This window comes from Shewanella halotolerans (assembly GCF_019457535.1).
GTDB classification, from domain to species: domain Bacteria; phylum Pseudomonadota; class Gammaproteobacteria; order Enterobacterales; family Shewanellaceae; genus Shewanella; species Shewanella halotolerans.
This window is the reverse complement of the sequence record NZ_CP080417.1, coordinates 2,984,085-3,000,463: the sequence shown is the minus strand read 5'-3', so window position 1 is coordinate 3,000,463 and position 16,379 is coordinate 2,984,085. Positions and strand designations below refer to the sequence as shown.

13 protein-coding genes and 1 pseudogene are annotated in these 16,379 nt (G+C 39.0%); all 14 read left to right on the top strand.

Annotation, left to right across the window (positions count from 1 at the left end; genetic code table 11):
* The 14 genes and pseudogenes from K0H81_RS13000 to cysD all read left to right on the top strand — a co-directional run bounded on the left by K0H81_RS13000 (position 1) and on the right by cysD (position 16,336).
* Positions 1-1,026 (top strand): glycosyltransferase, encoded by a 1,026-nt coding sequence (locus tag K0H81_RS13000; RefSeq protein WP_220058591.1) that lies wholly within the window; start codon positions 1-3, stop codon positions 1,024-1,026.
* On the top strand, positions 998-1,939 hold the full coding sequence (locus tag K0H81_RS12995) for a polysaccharide pyruvyl transferase family protein (protein WP_220058590.1): 942 nt from the start codon (positions 998-1,000) through the stop codon (positions 1,937-1,939). The genes K0H81_RS13000 and K0H81_RS12995 overlap by 29 nt, the downstream gene beginning before the upstream one ends.
* Positions 1,914-2,867: a glycosyltransferase gene (locus K0H81_RS12990; protein ID WP_220058589.1), complete on the top strand. Its 954-nt coding sequence runs from the start codon at positions 1,914-1,916 to the stop codon at positions 2,865-2,867. Before K0H81_RS12995 ends, K0H81_RS12990 begins: the two co-directional genes overlap by 26 nt.
* A complete protein-coding gene (locus K0H81_RS12985) occupies positions 2,854-4,056 on the top strand; it encodes an O-antigen ligase family protein (protein ID WP_220058588.1) in 1,203 nt (400 codons plus the stop codon). The genes K0H81_RS12990 and K0H81_RS12985 overlap by 14 nt, the downstream gene beginning before the upstream one ends.
* Entirely contained in the window at positions 4,056-5,798 is a 1,743-nt protein-coding gene (locus K0H81_RS12980; protein ID WP_220058587.1) for an asparagine synthetase B family protein, read from the top strand. The genes K0H81_RS12985 and K0H81_RS12980 overlap by 1 nt, the downstream gene beginning before the upstream one ends.
* 8 nt (positions 5,799-5,806) lie before the next feature.
* Entirely contained in the window at positions 5,807-6,880 is a 1,074-nt protein-coding gene (locus K0H81_RS12975) for a DUF1972 domain-containing protein (RefSeq protein WP_220058586.1), read from the top strand.
* A gap of 377 nt (positions 6,881-7,257) precedes the next feature.
* Positions 7,258-8,424 carry a nucleotide sugar dehydrogenase gene (locus tag K0H81_RS12970; protein ID WP_220058585.1) on the top strand — a complete coding sequence of 389 codons (1,167 nt, stop codon included), beginning with the start codon at positions 7,258-7,260 and terminating at the stop codon, positions 8,422-8,424.
* Positions 8,425-8,438: 14 nt separating this feature from the next.
* On the top strand, positions 8,439-9,443 hold the full coding sequence (locus K0H81_RS12965; protein WP_220058584.1) for an NAD-dependent epimerase: 1,005 nt from the start codon (positions 8,439-8,441) through the stop codon (positions 9,441-9,443).
* 424 nt (positions 9,444-9,867) lie between these two features.
* Positions 9,868-10,938 carry a UDP-N-acetylglucosamine--undecaprenyl-phosphate N-acetylglucosaminephosphotransferase gene (gene wecA, locus K0H81_RS12960; RefSeq protein ID WP_220058583.1) on the top strand — a complete coding sequence of 357 codons (1,071 nt, stop codon included), beginning with the start codon at positions 9,868-9,870 and terminating at the stop codon, positions 10,936-10,938.
* A 153-nt stretch (positions 10,939-11,091) separates the two neighbouring features.
* Positions 11,092-12,135, top strand: coding sequence for a UDP-N-acetylglucosamine--undecaprenyl-phosphate N-acetylglucosaminephosphotransferase (gene wecA / locus K0H81_RS12955; RefSeq protein WP_220058582.1), 1,044 nt, complete (start codon positions 11,092-11,094; stop codon positions 12,133-12,135).
* A 70-nt stretch (positions 12,136-12,205) separates the two neighbouring features.
* Entirely contained in the window at positions 12,206-13,090 is an 885-nt protein-coding gene (galU, locus tag K0H81_RS12950) for a UTP--glucose-1-phosphate uridylyltransferase GalU (protein WP_220058581.1), read from the top strand.
* 113 nt (positions 13,091-13,203) lie between these two features.
* Positions 13,204-14,100, top strand: coding sequence for a glucose-1-phosphate thymidylyltransferase RfbA (gene rfbA, locus K0H81_RS12945; RefSeq protein WP_220058580.1), 897 nt, complete (start codon positions 13,204-13,206; stop codon positions 14,098-14,100).
* Between the two features lie 181 nt (positions 14,101-14,281).
* A pseudogene (locus K0H81_RS12940) lies at positions 14,282-15,024 on the top strand (phosphatase).
* A gap of 406 nt (positions 15,025-15,430) precedes the next feature.
* Positions 15,431-16,336, top strand: coding sequence for a sulfate adenylyltransferase subunit CysD (gene cysD / locus K0H81_RS12935; protein WP_220058579.1), 906 nt, complete (start codon positions 15,431-15,433; stop codon positions 16,334-16,336).
* Positions 16,337-16,379 lie beyond the last annotated feature (43 nt).

The following is a 16,379-nucleotide window of genomic DNA, read 5'->3' as shown; positions in this document are numbered from 1 at the left end:
GTGAAGGTATTGTTGAGTTCGGAGTTTGGGGATAAATGTGGAGGAGCTGGTATCGTTGCTTCTAACCGTCAATCTCAATGTAAGTTTGATAAGGTGATTACTTTTAGTTATAGAGGAAAACATCGTGTAATTAGCTATCTTGAGTATCTGTTTGTTATAATTAAGATAATTAAGGTTTTAAAATTTGCTAATTATATCGAAGTTAACGATGAGGTTATGGCGTATCTCTTATCTGTTTCAGCTAAGTTATCTTTGCGGGAAGTTACTCTCGATAGGTTGAATTTACATGGTTCCGAAATTGAATATGTTTTGAATAATCAGTCCTTGTTAAGAAGAGTGATTGGTTTTAAAACTTTATTTGTGAAGTTGCTTTTTGAAACGAAAATTGTATCTGTACCTTCTAGACATTTTTTAAATAGGGTTGAGAAAGCAGTAAGTAAAACGATAAAAAATTATATTGTCGAATATCCTGTGTCGCAACTTTTAAATGTAAAGTTAAATGCCTATAATTCAATTGAGTCTGGGGAAGATGGGACCATTGATATTGTTACTGTTGCAAGAATTGAGAAGACAAAGGGGCTCTTGAATGTCTTTGAGGTATTGAATGAATGCTCATCCAGTTGCTCCATAAGATGGCATGTTATTGGAGATGGTGAATTTCTTCATGAGTTATCCGAGTATGTACATCGGCATAAATCTAATTTTCTAGATGTTGTTTTTTACGGACGTCTTCCCAATGATGAAGTCATAGATATAATGTGCGGGAAGGATTTTTTTATTTTACTTCCTGATGAAGTTGAGTCTTTTGGAATTGTGTATGCGGAAGCGGCTTTTGTTGGTTTAATCCCAATCACATACCCTAGTTCAGCCATATGTGAGTTTTTCAAAGAATGTGGGGTTCGTTATATTGAGTTTGTATCCCCCAGTTTATTGAAGGATGATTTCCTTAGATACAATCGAGATAGTAATAATCACAAAATATTTAATGAGTATTTATATGAACGTAACTTTAGTATGCGAAAGTAGCTCTGATAATATTGGAGATCAATTAATAGGTGAAGGCGCAAAATTTTTATTTTCAAATCACCGGCATAGTTTATGTGACTTATCGTTTAGGGATTTAAAAGAAACTAGTAGTAATTTTTTTGTAAAATTATATCGAAGAATTTACTATGCAAGTCAATGTTTGAAGAAGAGCACTGATTTAGTGTTTTGCGGCGGACAGCTTATTCATGGGAATAATTATTTTTATAAAAACATTTTTTTATGGTGGATTGTCGCAAAATATTATAAAGTTAATGTTTCTTTTTTTTCTGTTGGTTGTAGTGGTAGTTATAGTCTATTAGAGAGGGTAGTATACTCTTTAATGTTAAAATCTAGTTTGGTGGTGCTAAGGGACCCAATTAGTAAGAAAAATTTCGATGCTAATTTTAGTTCTCATACAGTTGATCTTGGTACTGACATGGCATTTGCATTTAAAAAATCAAATTTGTTAAGAGTGCATTCTAGTGATGAGGTGCCGAAAAATGTAATTGTTGAAGGTGCAGTAATTAACCCAATTGATAAGAACGTGGTTGAATACTACATAAAAAAGGGTGAAAGTAGCTACCTTTCACTCGAACAGTACCAAGAAGCACTAAATTTGATTAAAGAAACTAATCCTAATTATAAATTAGTTTTTTCTACGTACGATGACGGAGTGAAAAGCCGAGAGCAAGTTACATTGCAAAAAGTTGTTCATCAAATAAAAACTGCAGACAAAGCATACTGTACTCGTATGCATGTTGCTATTATAGCTCACATTTTAGGGCTGCAAGTTGAAATTTTGCCTATTAGCGAAAAACTATCCTGTTCCAGCATGTATTTTCTTAAACAGACCCCTAGCTACCATAATAACTTATTGAAAGAAGTATATGAAAAATATTTTACACGTAACTAATTGTTATCCTACCGACAAACAACCAGACTACGGAATTTTTGTAAAAGAACAAATCGATAGCTTGCATCCTTATTGTGTAAACAAGGTTCATTTTATTAATGCGAGAGAGAAAGGACGGCTGGAATATTTTAAGTACCCTAGTGTTGATTCTATAAAAAAGGCGGATATCGTTCACTGCCATCATTTGTTTAGCCTACTTGTTTCCATACCTTGGCTCGTTTTATTTAGGAAAAAGGTTATATTGTCTTTTCTAAATGAGTTTGAAAATGAAGTAAAGTTTAATGCTTATCCTTGGGTTAGACTTTTACTTTGTAAAATCGGCGTTGCTTTTTCTAATAGATATATATTTAAATCAAATCCAATAGGAAAAGATCCAAAGGAGGTATATTTACCTAATGGGGTTAACACAGATTTGTTTTATAACATTTCTGAAAATGATGTTAGAGAAAGTTCTGAATATAGAATATTTTTTGTATCATCAAAAAATATTCTAAGAAGTCAGAAAAGATATGATTTATTTTTACAAGTTTGCAATAGGTTAGAAGATAAGTATTCTATTAAAGTTGAAAGGTTTGTAGCAAGCGGGTTAAGCAGAAGGGAATACTTAGAAAATTTAAAATTATCAGATGTTCATCTTCTTTGCTCTGATTATGAAGGTTCGCCCAATTCGGTCAAAGAGGCGATGGCATTAAATGTACCTGTAGTTTCAAGAAACGTAGGGAATGTGTCCCATATGTTTTCCAGTTTAAAGAGCGGTTATTATAGAGTAGTTGATTCATCTAATGTGGATGATATATGTGATGTTGTATATAGTGTTTTAACATTAGACAAGAAGTTGAATCGTGATGGTCGGCAGTTAATTTCTAATGGCAACTTGAGTATAGATGAAGTTGCATTGAAGCTATCTAGTATTTATGACAGTTTATAAAATTAACCTACTATTAATTGTATCGGTTATTATCTCCGGGATAAGTTTTTTACCATCTTCAATAGACCATGTGATTGTGGTTTGTGTACTTTTAGTATTTTTAATAAAAAATGGTTTAGTTGTTAATAAAGAAACTTTCTTAGTAGTTGTATTTCTATCGTTGGTTTTAACGGTAAATACTATAACCTCTGTTACAAACGCTTCTATTTTAAACTATTTCTTTAACTATTATTTATATATCTGTCCCTTCCTTTTTTATATGGTTGGGCTTAAATTGTCTAAATTGAAAGGCATCATTTTCTATGAGTCTTATATTAATTTAGTAATTATTATTGGCGTTTTAAATGTCATGTTTAGCTTTGTTTTTGGATTGCTGTTTGGGGCAGTAGCGCCTGACGTTAATTCAGATATCGCTTTTTTGAGAGTTCAAACTGGCATTATTGGTAGTATCGTTCCTCAAATATCTTTTACACTTTTCTGTTTTATTCTTTCAATCTATAAGATGACAGTAAGTGGAAGATTTGTATATAAACTCTATGCGATAATATTGTTTTTGGGATTGCTTACATCTTATGCAAGGCTGGCTATTCTACTTTCGATATTTGTGTGGTTTATTTATATTCACAAGAAAAATAAATCTATAGCAATTATTTTGTTGGTAACTCTAGGGTTTTCTATCAGTGTAAGTAATAGTCAACTTGTTACTCGTTTCCAAGCTATTGCTGTTGATTATTCTAGCAGCAATTTGGACTCTGTAGGAAGAGGAGCGTTGGCTTTAGGTGCATTTAAAATTGCTCGAGATTCCTTTCCATTAGGGACTGGCATTTCTTCTTGGGGTAGTCCAGGAGCTGAGAACGCTTATAGTCCCTATTATTTTTCATATAAAGTTAATCATGTTTATGGGTTGGAACCAAATGCAAAGGAACTAGGGCGATCTTTTCTCATTGACTCTCATGTTGTACAATTAATTGCAGAACTAGGTTTTATTGGAGCTTTTTTATTTTTTATTGCAATTTTTAGATTGTCTTCTAGATATAATAAAATACGTGAGTTAAATTGGTTAGATTATTCCATGGTGTTTTTTGCTTTTGCTCAGATGCTTGGAACTCCTTTTTTATATAACCCAGTAAGTTATTTTTCTTTTTGGATAGTAGTGGGTATGCGTAAAGGGCTAAGGGATATTAATTAATGTGTGGTTTAGTGGCGACTTATAATTTAGACAAAACTGTATTTGACAAATCATTTGAAAGAATAAAGTTTCGGGGTAAAGACGCTCATTCAGAGTTAGCTATTACATCAAAACTTAGATTTGGCCATGCTAGATTGGCTATTAATGGTTTAGGTTTGCAAGGGAAGCAACCGATGCGTTCATATTGTAAACGCTACGTAATCGTTTTCAACGGTGAAATATACAATTTTCGCAGTTTGTCAAAGCGTTATCTTGGTACAGACTACCAGTCTGATACAAGGGTTTTTGTAGAGTTTGTTTCCAAATTCGGTATTTCCAAATCTTTAGAGTATTTTGATGGCCCATATGCATTTGTTCTTTACGATAATTTGGAGTCTAAGTTATTTTTTGCTCGGGATGTATTCGGAGAAAAACCGTTATACTATTTGTTGGGCGAGAATTCTCTTCATATTAGTTCAAGCTTTTTGTCCTTCGATGATTCGAAACCATTTTCGTCTGAGGTTGACTTTTTAAATACAGGTAGATTATCTCAGTCGAAAAATACCGTAGGCGGGTTAAGTTCAGTAAAACCCGGTAAATTATACTCATATTCGGGCAATCAAATAACAATTAGCGACTTTAGTAGTACTTTAGTAAGACCTTTAGAAAGAAATTTTTTGTTCAGTACCATTTTTGAAGAACAAGTTCGACGAATAAGTGAGGCTGATGTTCCTTGCGGGCTTTTGCTTTCCGGGGGAGTAGATTCAACGAGTGTCGCAGTCGCATTAAAGAACTGCGAAGTTGATATATCGACGTTTACACTTGCTTTTGATGACCCAAGAATAGATGAAAGTCATAAAGCAATTAGAGTAGCTAATGCTTTAGGTTTTAAGTCTAATATTGTTAATTTTGATGACTCGCGAGTTGAAGAGTATTTCGTTGAGTATATTTCTCAAATGGATCAACCAATCGGAGATCAAGCTGGGCTGCCATTTTATATTCTCGCTAAGGAAGCTGCGAAAAGCGTTAAAGTAGTTCTAACAGGTGATGGTGGTGATGAGAAGTTTGCCGGTTATGAAATGTATTCCTTGTACAATCGGTTGAATTTTTTACCAGGCTCAAAATTTTTATATAGTATTTTAGGGCGATTAGGCATAACGGATGTTAACTCCGTATGTAAGTTGTTGCTGTCTGTCGCGGGCGATGAACTTTTTAGGTATAAAGTTTTTACCAGCAATCCATATGCATATCAACGTGTTAATTACCTTTATAGTGATTCTCTTTTTCCTAATTTACAATTTTCAAATGAAGAAGAATATTTTTCAAAGGCTCAATGCTTCGATTTTGATTTTAATCTTCCTGAAGGCCTCTTAGTAAAAACTGATAGACTTACAATGGTAAATTCCATTGAGGCTAGAACTCCGTTTTTATCTAGGAGATACTCTAGTGAAATGTGTGATAGCGAGAAAAGAAATTTGTACGGAAAGCAATTGATTCGTAAATATATTGCTAGTTATTTTTCCGGAAGTGATTCGTTCAATACACCGAAACAGGGATTCATTTCTCCTGTTTATTGTTGGTTAAACGGAGGTCTACGTAATCGACTTTTCGAGTTGTTAGCATCAGATGGTGATACACAACGTTCCGAGCACTATAAAAAGCTTTTCTTTAGTTTGAAACCTGATTCTTTTAAAGCTTGTCAGGCTTTATGGTTTTATATTGTTTTACAGTCTTGGTTGCAAATAAATAAAAGGTGTCTTTGAGGTTTTTAATGAAGAAGGTTGCTATTTTAGGTACAGTTGGAGTTCCGGCTTCATATGGTGGTTTTGAAACTTTAGCTCAGAATCTGGTTGATTATGCAGATAAAAATGACGTGAATGTTGATTTATCCGTATATTGTAGTGGTAAGAACCCTAATGTTAACCACTATAAAAATGCCAGATTGTTATATATTCCAATCGGCGCGAATGGAGTTCAAAGTGTCTTATATGATATTGTCTCGTTGTTTTCTGCTGTGTTTAGACGAAATGACGTAATTTTGCTGTTAGGTGTGTCAGGTGCTTTAATTTTGCCGATCATTCGACTTATTTCTAATGTCAAAATTGTCACAAACATTGATGGTATAGAGTGGAAGCGTGACAAATGGAAGGGAATAGCTAAATATTTTTTGAGATTTTCAGAATATTGTGCTGTTAAGTTTTCTCATGATATCATCGCAGATAATCAAGGTATCAAAGATTACGTTAAAGAAACATATGATTATGATTGTCAAGTAATTTCCTACGGTGGTGATCAAGCAGTCAACATAGAACCAAAGCCATTTAGTGGCGCTTTACCCGATAGGTTTGCTTTAGCGCTTTGTCGAATAGAACCTGAAAATAATGTTGAGATGATTTTAGAAGCGTTTTCTAAATCAGACTTTGATTTGGTTTTCGTTGGTAACTGGAGCTCTTCAGAGTTTGGTTCAACAACTAAATTAAAGTATAAGGGCTTTTCAAATATAACTCTTTTGGATCCTATATATGACACTGGAATATTAAAGACAATCCGTTCGAAGGCTTGTGTTTATATTCATGGACATTCTGCTGGAGGTACTAATCCTTCATTGGTTGAGATGATGCATTTTGGAATTCCAATTGTGGCATATCAATGTAACTTTAATGGTTACACGACGTGTAATGATGCGTTGTATTTTCATAGCTCGGCAGATTTGTTAAATATTCTAAACGAATTTGATAAATTAGAGGTGTTAAAAGTAGGGTTGCGTATGAAAGATATTGCTGGCATTCATTATACGTGGAGTCGAATTGGCGATAGATATTTTTCGCTTTTATGTTTGAATTGAATGTTTATAAGTTTTATATTTTAAAGCTATGAATAATATCACTCAGAAAATTATACCTTTTGTTATTTAAGTAATATGAATTTTTGTTTTGTTTTTGTAGTTGAAGATTCTCCTTAGTCTATTTTTATGATAAAAACTGAATGGTAAATGTTTTGTTAATTGTGTTAATGTGTGGCTTATGCTTAATCGATATAAATGCCTGTTCTGAACATTTTTTAGTTTCCTGGGAGCATGTTTTTTGAATGTTTACTATTTAAATGGTAAATGCACGGATCGTTTTGATAAATAGATGCTTAACACTTGATGCGCTTTTTACTGACATTTCGTTCGCGCTCTAAAATGTTTTGTTATTTATTTTAATTTGTAGAGTTTATATTATGAAAATTGCAGTTGCGGGAACAGGCTATGTTGGCCTTTCTAACGCCATGTTATTATCGCAACACCATAATGTGGTTGCTGTTGATATCATAAAAGATAAAGTTGAACTGTTAAATAATAAACAGTCGCCAATTGTGGACGATGAGATTGAACATTTTTTAGCAACCAAATCACTCAATTTTGTTGCGACGTTGGACAAAGAGAAAGCGTATCAAGGCGCGAGTTATGTGGTGATCGCAACCCCAACCGATTATGACGTTAAAACCAACTACTTTAATACCGCTTCTGTTGAGTCCGTGATTAAAGACGTGATGGCTATTAATCCCAATGCAGTGATGGTGATCAAATCTACTGTTCCTGTTGGGTATACCGACCGAATTAAGCAAGAGTTAAGCTGTGACAATATTATCTTCTCGCCTGAGTTTTTGCGTGAAGGTAAAGCGCTGTTTGATAACTTATATCCATCGCGCATCATTGTGGGTGAACGTTCTGAGCGAGCCAAAATCTTTGCTAATTTGTTGCTTGAAGGGGCTAAGAAACAGGATATTCCAGTGCTGTTTACCGAATCGACAGAAGCAGAAGCGGTAAAGTTATTTTCGAACACCTATCTTGCGATGCGCGTTGCTTATTTCAATGAGTTGGACTCTTATGCCGAAGCTCACGGGTTAGACGCTCGTCAAATTATTGAAGGAGTCGGATTAGATCCACGTATTGGCGATCACTATAACAACCCTTCATTTGGTTATGGAGGTTATTGTCTGCCTAAAGATACCAAGCAACTGTTAGCCAATTACCAAGATGTGCCCAATAACATTATTGGCGCGATTGTAGATGCTAACCGTACTCGTAAAGATTTCATTGCCGAGTCAATTTTGAAACGTCAACCTAAAGTGGTCGGTATTTACCGGTTAATCATGAAGGCGGGCTCAGACAACTTCCGCGCCTCTAGTATTCAAGGGATCATGAAACGTTTAAAGGCAAAAGGGATTGAGGTTGTGGTTTATGAGCCGGTGTTACAGGAAGACGAGTTTTTCCATTCCAAAGTGATTAAATCGTTAGACGAGTTTAAATCAATTTGTGATGTGATTGTTTCTAACCGCATGGTAGATGAGATCCGCGATGTTGAGCATAAGGTTTATACCCGTGACTTGTTTGGCTCGGATTAATATAGGATTAAAGAATGAAGTATTTAGTAACCGGTGCAGCTGGTTTTATCGGTAGCGCAGTCGTTGAAAAACTCACCAAAGCCGGACATGATGTTGTTGGTATTGATAATATCAATAATTACTATGAAGTTAATCTTAAACATGCACGCCTTGAGCGTATAAAGCATGAAGCGTTTCGCTTTGTTCAATTAGATATTGCGCAAAGAGATGAGATAGCAAATTTATTTGAGCAGGAGCAGTTTGATAGAGTTGTTCATCTTGCCGCACAAGCGGGGGTGCGTTACTCCATTCAAAACCCTCACGCATATGCAGATTCTAACCTCGTAGGTCATCTAAATATTCTTGAAGGATGTCGTCAAACCAAGGTCAAGCATCTTATCTATGCTTCCTCTAGCTCTGTTTACGGTTTAAATGCTAAAACCCCATTTGCCACATCAGATTCTGTTGACCATCCGGTTTCGCTTTATGCGGCGACCAAGAAATCGAATGAGTTGATGGCTCATAGTTACTCGCACTTGTACGATATTCCTACAACTGGTCTGCGTTTTTTTACTGTTTACGGCAGCTGGGGTAGACCTGATATGGCGCCCTTTATTTTCACTAAGAAAATACTAGATGGTGATACGATTGATATCAACAACAATGGTGATATGTGGCGAGACTTTACTCATGTAGACGATATCGTTGAAGGGGTTGTGCGCATTGCTGATGTGATCCCTATTCGGGATTCGAGCTGGACCGTTGAAGCAGGTTCTCCAGCAAGTAGTTCAGCTCCTTATGCGGTTTATAACATTGGGCACGGCTCTCCAATTAATCTAATGGACTTTGTAAAAGCTATAGAAGATGAATTAGGCATTGAAGCGAAGAAAAATTTCCGTGAAATGCAGCCTGGTGATGTTTATCAAACCTATGCAGAGGTTAATGACTTATTTGAAGCGACGGGTTATAAGTCGAAAGTTACAGTCAAAGAAGGCGTTGCTGAGTTTGTGAAGTGGTATAAAGACTTTTACCAAAAGTAAAATCAGCCTGTAACAGCTTGACGAAACCTTGTTGATGAAATCAATTTCAACTCTAAACCGATAGTCAAGGCTATTCGATTTAGCCTGTTTTGTGGCCATTAATCAAGGGGATGCCGAACGAATGAGACGGTTTTGAGACAGATTCTCAAGACTGTCTCATTTTTTGTGCAAATCACCGGTACTTGATTATTTTGTTAGACTTTTTACGTTATAATCGCCTAGTTTCCTATTGGGATGTTATTGCGTTACCGCTTGTTTTGGTTTGTGTAAAGCTGTCTCAGTATCGACTAACCAATTGAAATTAAAGACATGGATGTTTTGCTCTGTATGCTTTTTATACTGATTCAGATCATACTCTGGTAACGGAGCATGATCAGTCCTGCTTTTAATTATCATTTTGGTTTAGTAAACCATCGAGTCTAGTATGTCGACCAGTTTATCCGTAGTTAGTGTATTTTTAAGTTCGTTTTTCTTTTTGTTTGTATACCGTAAGTTAGCTAAAAAAATTGGCCTGGTCGACAAGCCTAATGAGCGTAAGTTACATGTAGGCCAAGTGCCATTAATTGGTGGTATTTCAATCTTTACCGCTATCATGCTTAACATCTGTTTGGTGTTCGATATTACCAGTAATGTGATACTTTACATGATTTGCTCCACGGTTCTCATTGTACTAGGTGCGCTTGATGACCGCTTTGATCTCAGCTTTAAAGCCCGTTTGGTGGTGCAGGCAGCGATTTCGATGGCGATGATTTTGATCGGTTATAAGAGTCTATATTACTTCGGCTTTATTGCTGGTGATGAGGCGTTGATCCTACCGACCTTTGTGAGTTATGTCGTCACTATTTTTGCCGTGATCGGGGCCATTAACGCCTTTAATATGGTTGATGGCATTGACGGTTTGTTAGGTGGATTAGCCTTGGTGACCTTTGCTGCACTGGGTTATATGTTTTACGGTGCAGGGCAGATAGCGTTAGCACACTTTTGTTTACTGCTCATGGTGGCGATGCTGCCTTATATCCTGCTGAATTTAGGTTTTCCATTTGGTCGTCGTTTTAAGGTGTTTATGGGCGATGCCGGCAGTATGTTTATTGGTTTTACCGTTATTTGGTTGTTGATTGAAGCGAGTCAGGATCAGCAAGAGGTCATTCGCCCTGTGACTGCGTTGTGGTTTATCGGGCTGCCGTTAATGGATATGGTGTGTATCATGTCGCGCCGCATCAAGAAAGGTCAATCTCCGTTTAAGCCCGATAGAGAACATTTGCATCACATCTGTCAACGTGTCGGGATGTCGCCGAGAGTATCATTATTGGTGATTTGTTTGATTGCGACCATGATGGCGGCTGTTGGCGTTTGGTCTGAGTATCTCGAGATTAATGAAACCGTGATGTTTGTCTCATTTTTGTTGGTGTTTGCTTTGTACTATCTCGCGATAAGTTATGTCTGGCGCATTACCGCATTCATGCATCGATGGTTTAAATTCACAAAGCCATCGTAGAATATGCCTGGCTTCAGGTACAAAGTTACAGCGTTTTATGTTGAACCGTTTTTACCTTGTCATATAGAGGTTATACTGTATGACTGGTAGTTGTTGGCGGTAGGGATCGGTATGGTTCCTCGTCATTCTATATTGGCTTAGGGAAGAGAGTTTATGGAATACTTTATACCGTTTGTGACGGTGTTTTGCTTAACGTGTGCTGCGATTAAGTTGTTTCACCCAATTGCGGAAAAAGTCGGCTTAGTAGATTTACCCAATGACAGAAAAACACATGTTGGCGCCATACCGTTAATTGGTGGGGTGGCTATTTATTGTAGTGTCCTGCTTGTTTCCAGTATTGTGTTTGAACAAAATCAGGTATTTAACCTTTACTTGATTTCTGCTGCGCTGATATTGTTTTTGGGGGTATTGGACGACAAATATGATTTGTCTGTTCGCGTGAGAATCGTTGCGCAAGTGATCACAGCTTCGATCCTAGTCTTTGGCGCAGGGTTTTATCTTACATCACTGGGTCATATCACTTATTTCTTTGAGTTAAAGCTTGGATATTTAGGTGTTTTCGTCACTATACTGGCCGTTATCGGTGCAATTAATGCCTTTAACATGGTCGACGGTATTGATGGCTTAGCCGGGATGTTGAGTCTCGTCACCTTTACCTCTCTGGCATTGCTGTTTTACGCTGCCGATAATGATTGGTTTGTTCTTCCTCTACTTTTCATCGGCGCAATAATTGGTTATTTGATATTCAATTTGAGATGGCCTTTTGAAACCGCTCAAAAAATCTTTATGGGCGACGCAGGAAGTATGTTGATTGGGTTGACGGTAGTATGGCTGCTCGTATTGGGTGTTGAAACTGACGTTCGGGTATTTGCTCCCGTTACTGCACTGTATCTGATTGGTATTCCGTTAATGGACATGGCTGCAATCATGTATCGCCGAGTTAAAAAAGGGATGTCACCTTTTAAGCCGGACCGGGATCATCTCCACCATATATTTGAAAGAGCGGGTTATAGCCGAAAACAAACCCTGGTACGGATCTCTCTGGCTTCTATAGCGCTCGCCGGAATTGGTATTTCGGGAGAATGGTTGCATGTGCCTGAGTGGATTATGTTTTTTGGTTTTGTCGGGATTTTTGTGGCCTATAACTGGGCATTAGCACACATTTGGCAAATATTGACCTGGCTTCGTAAAGCTTAGCTTATCGAGCTCTTGGGAAAAAATCCTCTCATGAGGATTTTTTTGTGCGTATTATATTATTGGATTGTTTATGAAAGTTGTTATTCCCGTAGCTGGGCTTGGTACCCGTATGCTTCCTGCGACCAAGGCTATCCCAAAAGAGATGCTGCCTTTAGTTGATAAACCGCTTATTCAATACATAGTGAATGAGTGTGTTGCAGCTGGTGTGAAGGAGATTGTATTGGTAACGCATGCCAGTAAAAACGCTATCGAAAACCATTTTGATACCTCATATGAGCTAGAGTCTACGTTAGAGAAGCGTGTAAAGCGTCAGCTACTTGATGAGGTGCAATCAATTTGCCCTAAAGACGTGACAATTATGCATGTACGTCAGGGGGAAGCTAAGGGGTTAGGTCATGCGGTGCTTTGCGCTAAACCTTGTATAGGCAATAATCCTTTCGCAGTTGTTTTGCCCGATGTGATTTTAGATGAGTATAGCGCCGATCAAAGTTCAGAAAACCTAGCTGCAATGATTAAACATTATAAGGCGACTCAAGCTAGCCAGATCATGGTAGCGCCAGTGGCTCCTGATGAAGTAAACAAGTACGGAATTGCCGATTGTGGCGGTGTAGATATCGCACCTGGTGAATCATCAGTCATTAAGGCTATGGTCGAAAAGCCAACCATTGATGAAGCCCCATCTAATCTTGCAGTTGTGGGTCGTTATGTTTTGTCAGAAAAAATTTGGGATTTACTCGCTAGAACACCCGCAGGTACAGGCGATGAGATCCAATTGACAGACGCGATTGATATGCTGATTGAATCGGACACCGTTGAAGCCTTTAATATGACCGGTAAGTCTCATGATTGCGGCGACAAGCTCGGTTATATGACAGCTTTTGTCGAATATGGTCTGCGTAACGAAAAGTTGGGTAAAGAGTTTCGTCAGCAGTTAGAGAACTTGCTAGCACAATAATCTTGCCCCGGAATTTAATGCCCACTTTGGCTTGCTGAAGTGGGCATTTTTCATTTCAGCGTAGTGTATTATCTATTGAGAGCTTTAAGCTAACACCAAACGAGAGGGATATAGTGAAAGGTATTTTATTAGCCGGTGGCACTGGCACGCGGTTATATCCCATCACACGCGGCGTATCTAAGCAGCTGCTTCCGGTGTATGACAAGCCAATGATCTATTATCCGCTTTCTGTTCTTATGCTGGCGGGAGTTCGCGATATTTTGATCATCACGACCCCTGAAGAACAGATGCTGTTTCAGCGTTTACTCGGCGATGGCAGTGATTTTGGGATTTCGCTTTCCTATCAAGTACAGCCAAAGCCTGAGGGGGTTGCACAGGCATTTATCATTGCTGAGGAGTTTATTGGTAACGACAGCGTGTGTTTAGTGCTGGGAGATAATGTTTTTTATGGGCAGGGGTTCAGTCTCACGCTGAAACAGACTGTAGCTGAACTCAGCAATGCAGATTCGGTAGGAGCGACTATCTTTGCCTATCAGGTAGACCAAGCAGAAAGATTTGGCGTGGTGGAGTTTGATGATGATTTCAACGCCTTGGCAATCGATGAAAAACCAGCTTTCCCCAAATCTAACTGGGCGGTAACCGGACTCTATTTTTATGACAATCAAGTCATCGATATCGCTAAAGAGTTAACGCCCTCAAAACGTGGTGAGCTTGAAATTACCGAAATTAATCAATCTTATCTAATGCGTGGCCAACTAAAGGTCGAATTATTGGGACGTGGCTTTGCTTGGCTCGATACTGGTACCTTCGACAGTCTGCAGCAGGCTTCATCTTTTGTTCAAACCATAGAAACAGTGCAGGGGCTAAAAGTCGCTTGTCTTGAGGAGATAGCCTGGCGTAATGGTTGGCTAACCAATGAGGATATTCATCGTCTTGCCAAGCCTATGCAGAACAATAGTTATGGGCACTATTTGCTCTCTTTGATAAGCGATACAGTGTCTGTGACATAGTAAGAAGAGCGAAAGCGCAGATATCTAAGTATAAAGAAGTTCAGGTGTTGAGCAATGAATAGAATCGACTAACGGAGTTTTAATTGCGAGCTCTGTTATGGAGAATAGCGGTCAAAATGATTAGACTTGAGTCTCTGCTTCAATTCTTCTCTTATCAGGTCACTTACTAACGGAATCACCGATGAAGTTTCTTGTTGATGTTCATGCTCATACCATTGCCTCAACCCATGCCTATAGTACTGTTCATGATTATCTTGCTGTGGCAAAAGAGAAGGGGATTAAGCTGTTTGCCATTACTGATCATGGGCCCTATATGGCTGATGCGCCGAACTTTTGGCACTTCGTCAACATGCGTGTATTGCCTCGGATTGTCGATGGTATAGGTGTGCTGAGAGGCATTGAAGCCAATATTAAGAATGAAGATGGTGATATTGATTTCTTTGGTGACTACCTTGATGAACTAGATATCGTGCTAGCCGGGTTTCATGAGCCTGTTTTTCCACCATCTAATCAAGCTGTCACACTCAAGCATTAGTCAATTGCATTGAGAGTGGCAATGTAGACATCATCAGTCATCCGGGTAATCCTGCTTATCCCATCGATATCCAACGTGTTGCCAAAGCTGCGGCGACGCACAATGTTGCCCTTGAGATCAACAACTCCTCATTTTTGACGTCACGACAAGGTAGCTTGAAAAACTGCACGGCAATTGCCCGTGCTGTAAAGGAGGCTGGAGGCTATTTGGTCTTGGGATCAGACTCCCATGTTGCCTTCAGCTTAGGTGGCTTTGACAAAGCGATTGAGTTGATTCAAGAAGTTGATTTCCCAATTGAGCGAATTCTTAACCATAGTCCCAAAGCCCTGCTGGAGTTCTTAACGTCAAGGGGCCATAAGGGGCTGAATGAGTATGCGAGCATTGTTTAAGGGGCGATGTTTCAATCATGAGGAAAAGTCTCGAATGAGTAAAATAGCAGTTGAACGATTACTCATGTTTAAGTGAGGCTGCCGACCCTCGACCCTCGACCCTCGACCCTCGACCCTCGACCCTCGACCCTCGACCCTCGACCCTCGACCCTCGACCCTCATTCCTTAATTTCCAATCTCCAAACATCTCGATTTCTATTCCATTTTCTCTTCGATTACTTGTTATTTCTTTTTGGTATAAATAAATTAATATTTATAACTTCTAAAACGACTCCGTGCTGGTATTATCCTGTTTAGGCCGATTTTTGGTTAACCATGCTTAGATTTTATGTTGAATGAAATGTAGAGTAGGTTGGCATCTTGGTTAATAGCAATTTGATAACATTGGAATAAAACGGAAAGCCATATGTCTACACAGCAAACCCATCTTAAACAACTCGAGGCTGAATCGATTCAGATCATGCGTGAAGTTGCCGCAGAGTTTGAAAATCCCGTGATGCTCTATTCCGTTGGTAAAGACTCTTCTGTGTTGCTGCATCTGGCGCGCAAGGCATTTTATCCTGGCAAGATCCCGTTTCCTTTGCTGCATGTCGACACCAACTGGAAGTTCAAGGAGATGATCGAGTTTCGCGATCGCATGGCCAAACAGTATGGTTTCGATCTTATCGTGCACAAGAATCCCCGCGGCCTGGAGATGAACATCTCGCCCTTTACCCATGGTAGTGCCAAACATACGGATATCATGAAAACAGAGGGCCTTAAGCAGGCGCTGGACATGCATGGTTTCGATGCCGCCTTCGGTGGCGCCCGCCGCGACGAAGAAAAATCCCGCGCCAAGGAGCGTGTCTACTCGTTCCGTGACAGCAAGCATCGCTGGGATCCTAAGAATCAGCGCCCCGAGCTGTGGAATATCTATAACGGCAAGGTCGACAAGGGCGAGAGTATCCGGGTGTTCCCGCTGTCTAACTGGACCGAGCTGGATATCTGGCAATATATCTATCTGGAAAATATCGAGATCCCATCGCTGTATCTTGCCGAGCCACGTCCAGTTGTGAAGCGTGATGGCACCTTGATCATGGTCGACGATGAGCGCATGGAGCTCGAGCCAGGTGAAAGCGTAGAGCAGAAGATGGTGCGTTTCAGAACCCTAGGCTGTTATCCGCTGACCGGCGCCGTCGAATCTCAAGCGACAACCCTGCCGGAAATTATTCAGGAGATGTTGCTGTGTACTACCTCAGAGCGTCAGGGACGGGTGATCGATAACGACTCTGCCGGCTCGATGGAAAAGAAGAAGATGGAAGGCTACTTCTAACTTAAGGCATTGCATTGACGGCCCATTGGCCAGGTACGCAGCA

Bases quoted from the DNA above. Each gene is read 5' to 3' on its own strand.
- wecA (WP_220058583.1), top strand. From the start codon at position 9,868: ATGTCGACCAGTTTATCCGTAGTTAGTGTATTTTTAAGTTCGTTTTTC.
- galU (WP_220058581.1), top strand. From the start codon at position 12,206: ATGAAAGTTGTTATTCCCGTAGCTGGGCTTGGTACCCGTATGCTTCCT.
- K0H81_RS12985 (WP_220058588.1), top strand. From the start codon at position 2,854: ATGACAGTTTATAAAATTAACCTACTATTAATTGTATCGGTTATTATC.
- K0H81_RS12995 (WP_220058590.1), top strand. From the start codon at position 998: ATGAACGTAACTTTAGTATGCGAAAGTAGCTCTGATAATATTGGAGAT.
- K0H81_RS12965 (WP_220058584.1), top strand. From the start codon at position 8,439: ATGAAGTATTTAGTAACCGGTGCAGCTGGTTTTATCGGTAGCGCAGTC.
- K0H81_RS12980 (WP_220058587.1), top strand. From the start codon at position 4,056: ATGTGTGGTTTAGTGGCGACTTATAATTTAGACAAAACTGTATTTGAC.
- cysD (WP_220058579.1), top strand. From the start codon at position 15,431: ATGTCTACACAGCAAACCCATCTTAAACAACTCGAGGCTGAATCGATT.
- K0H81_RS12975 (WP_220058586.1), top strand. From the start codon at position 5,807: ATGAAGAAGGTTGCTATTTTAGGTACAGTTGGAGTTCCGGCTTCATAT.
- K0H81_RS12990 (WP_220058589.1), top strand. From the start codon at position 1,914: ATGAAAAATATTTTACACGTAACTAATTGTTATCCTACCGACAAACAA.
- wecA (WP_220058582.1), top strand. From the start codon at position 11,092: ATGGAATACTTTATACCGTTTGTGACGGTGTTTTGCTTAACGTGTGCT.
- K0H81_RS12970 (WP_220058585.1), top strand. From the start codon at position 7,258: ATGAAAATTGCAGTTGCGGGAACAGGCTATGTTGGCCTTTCTAACGCC.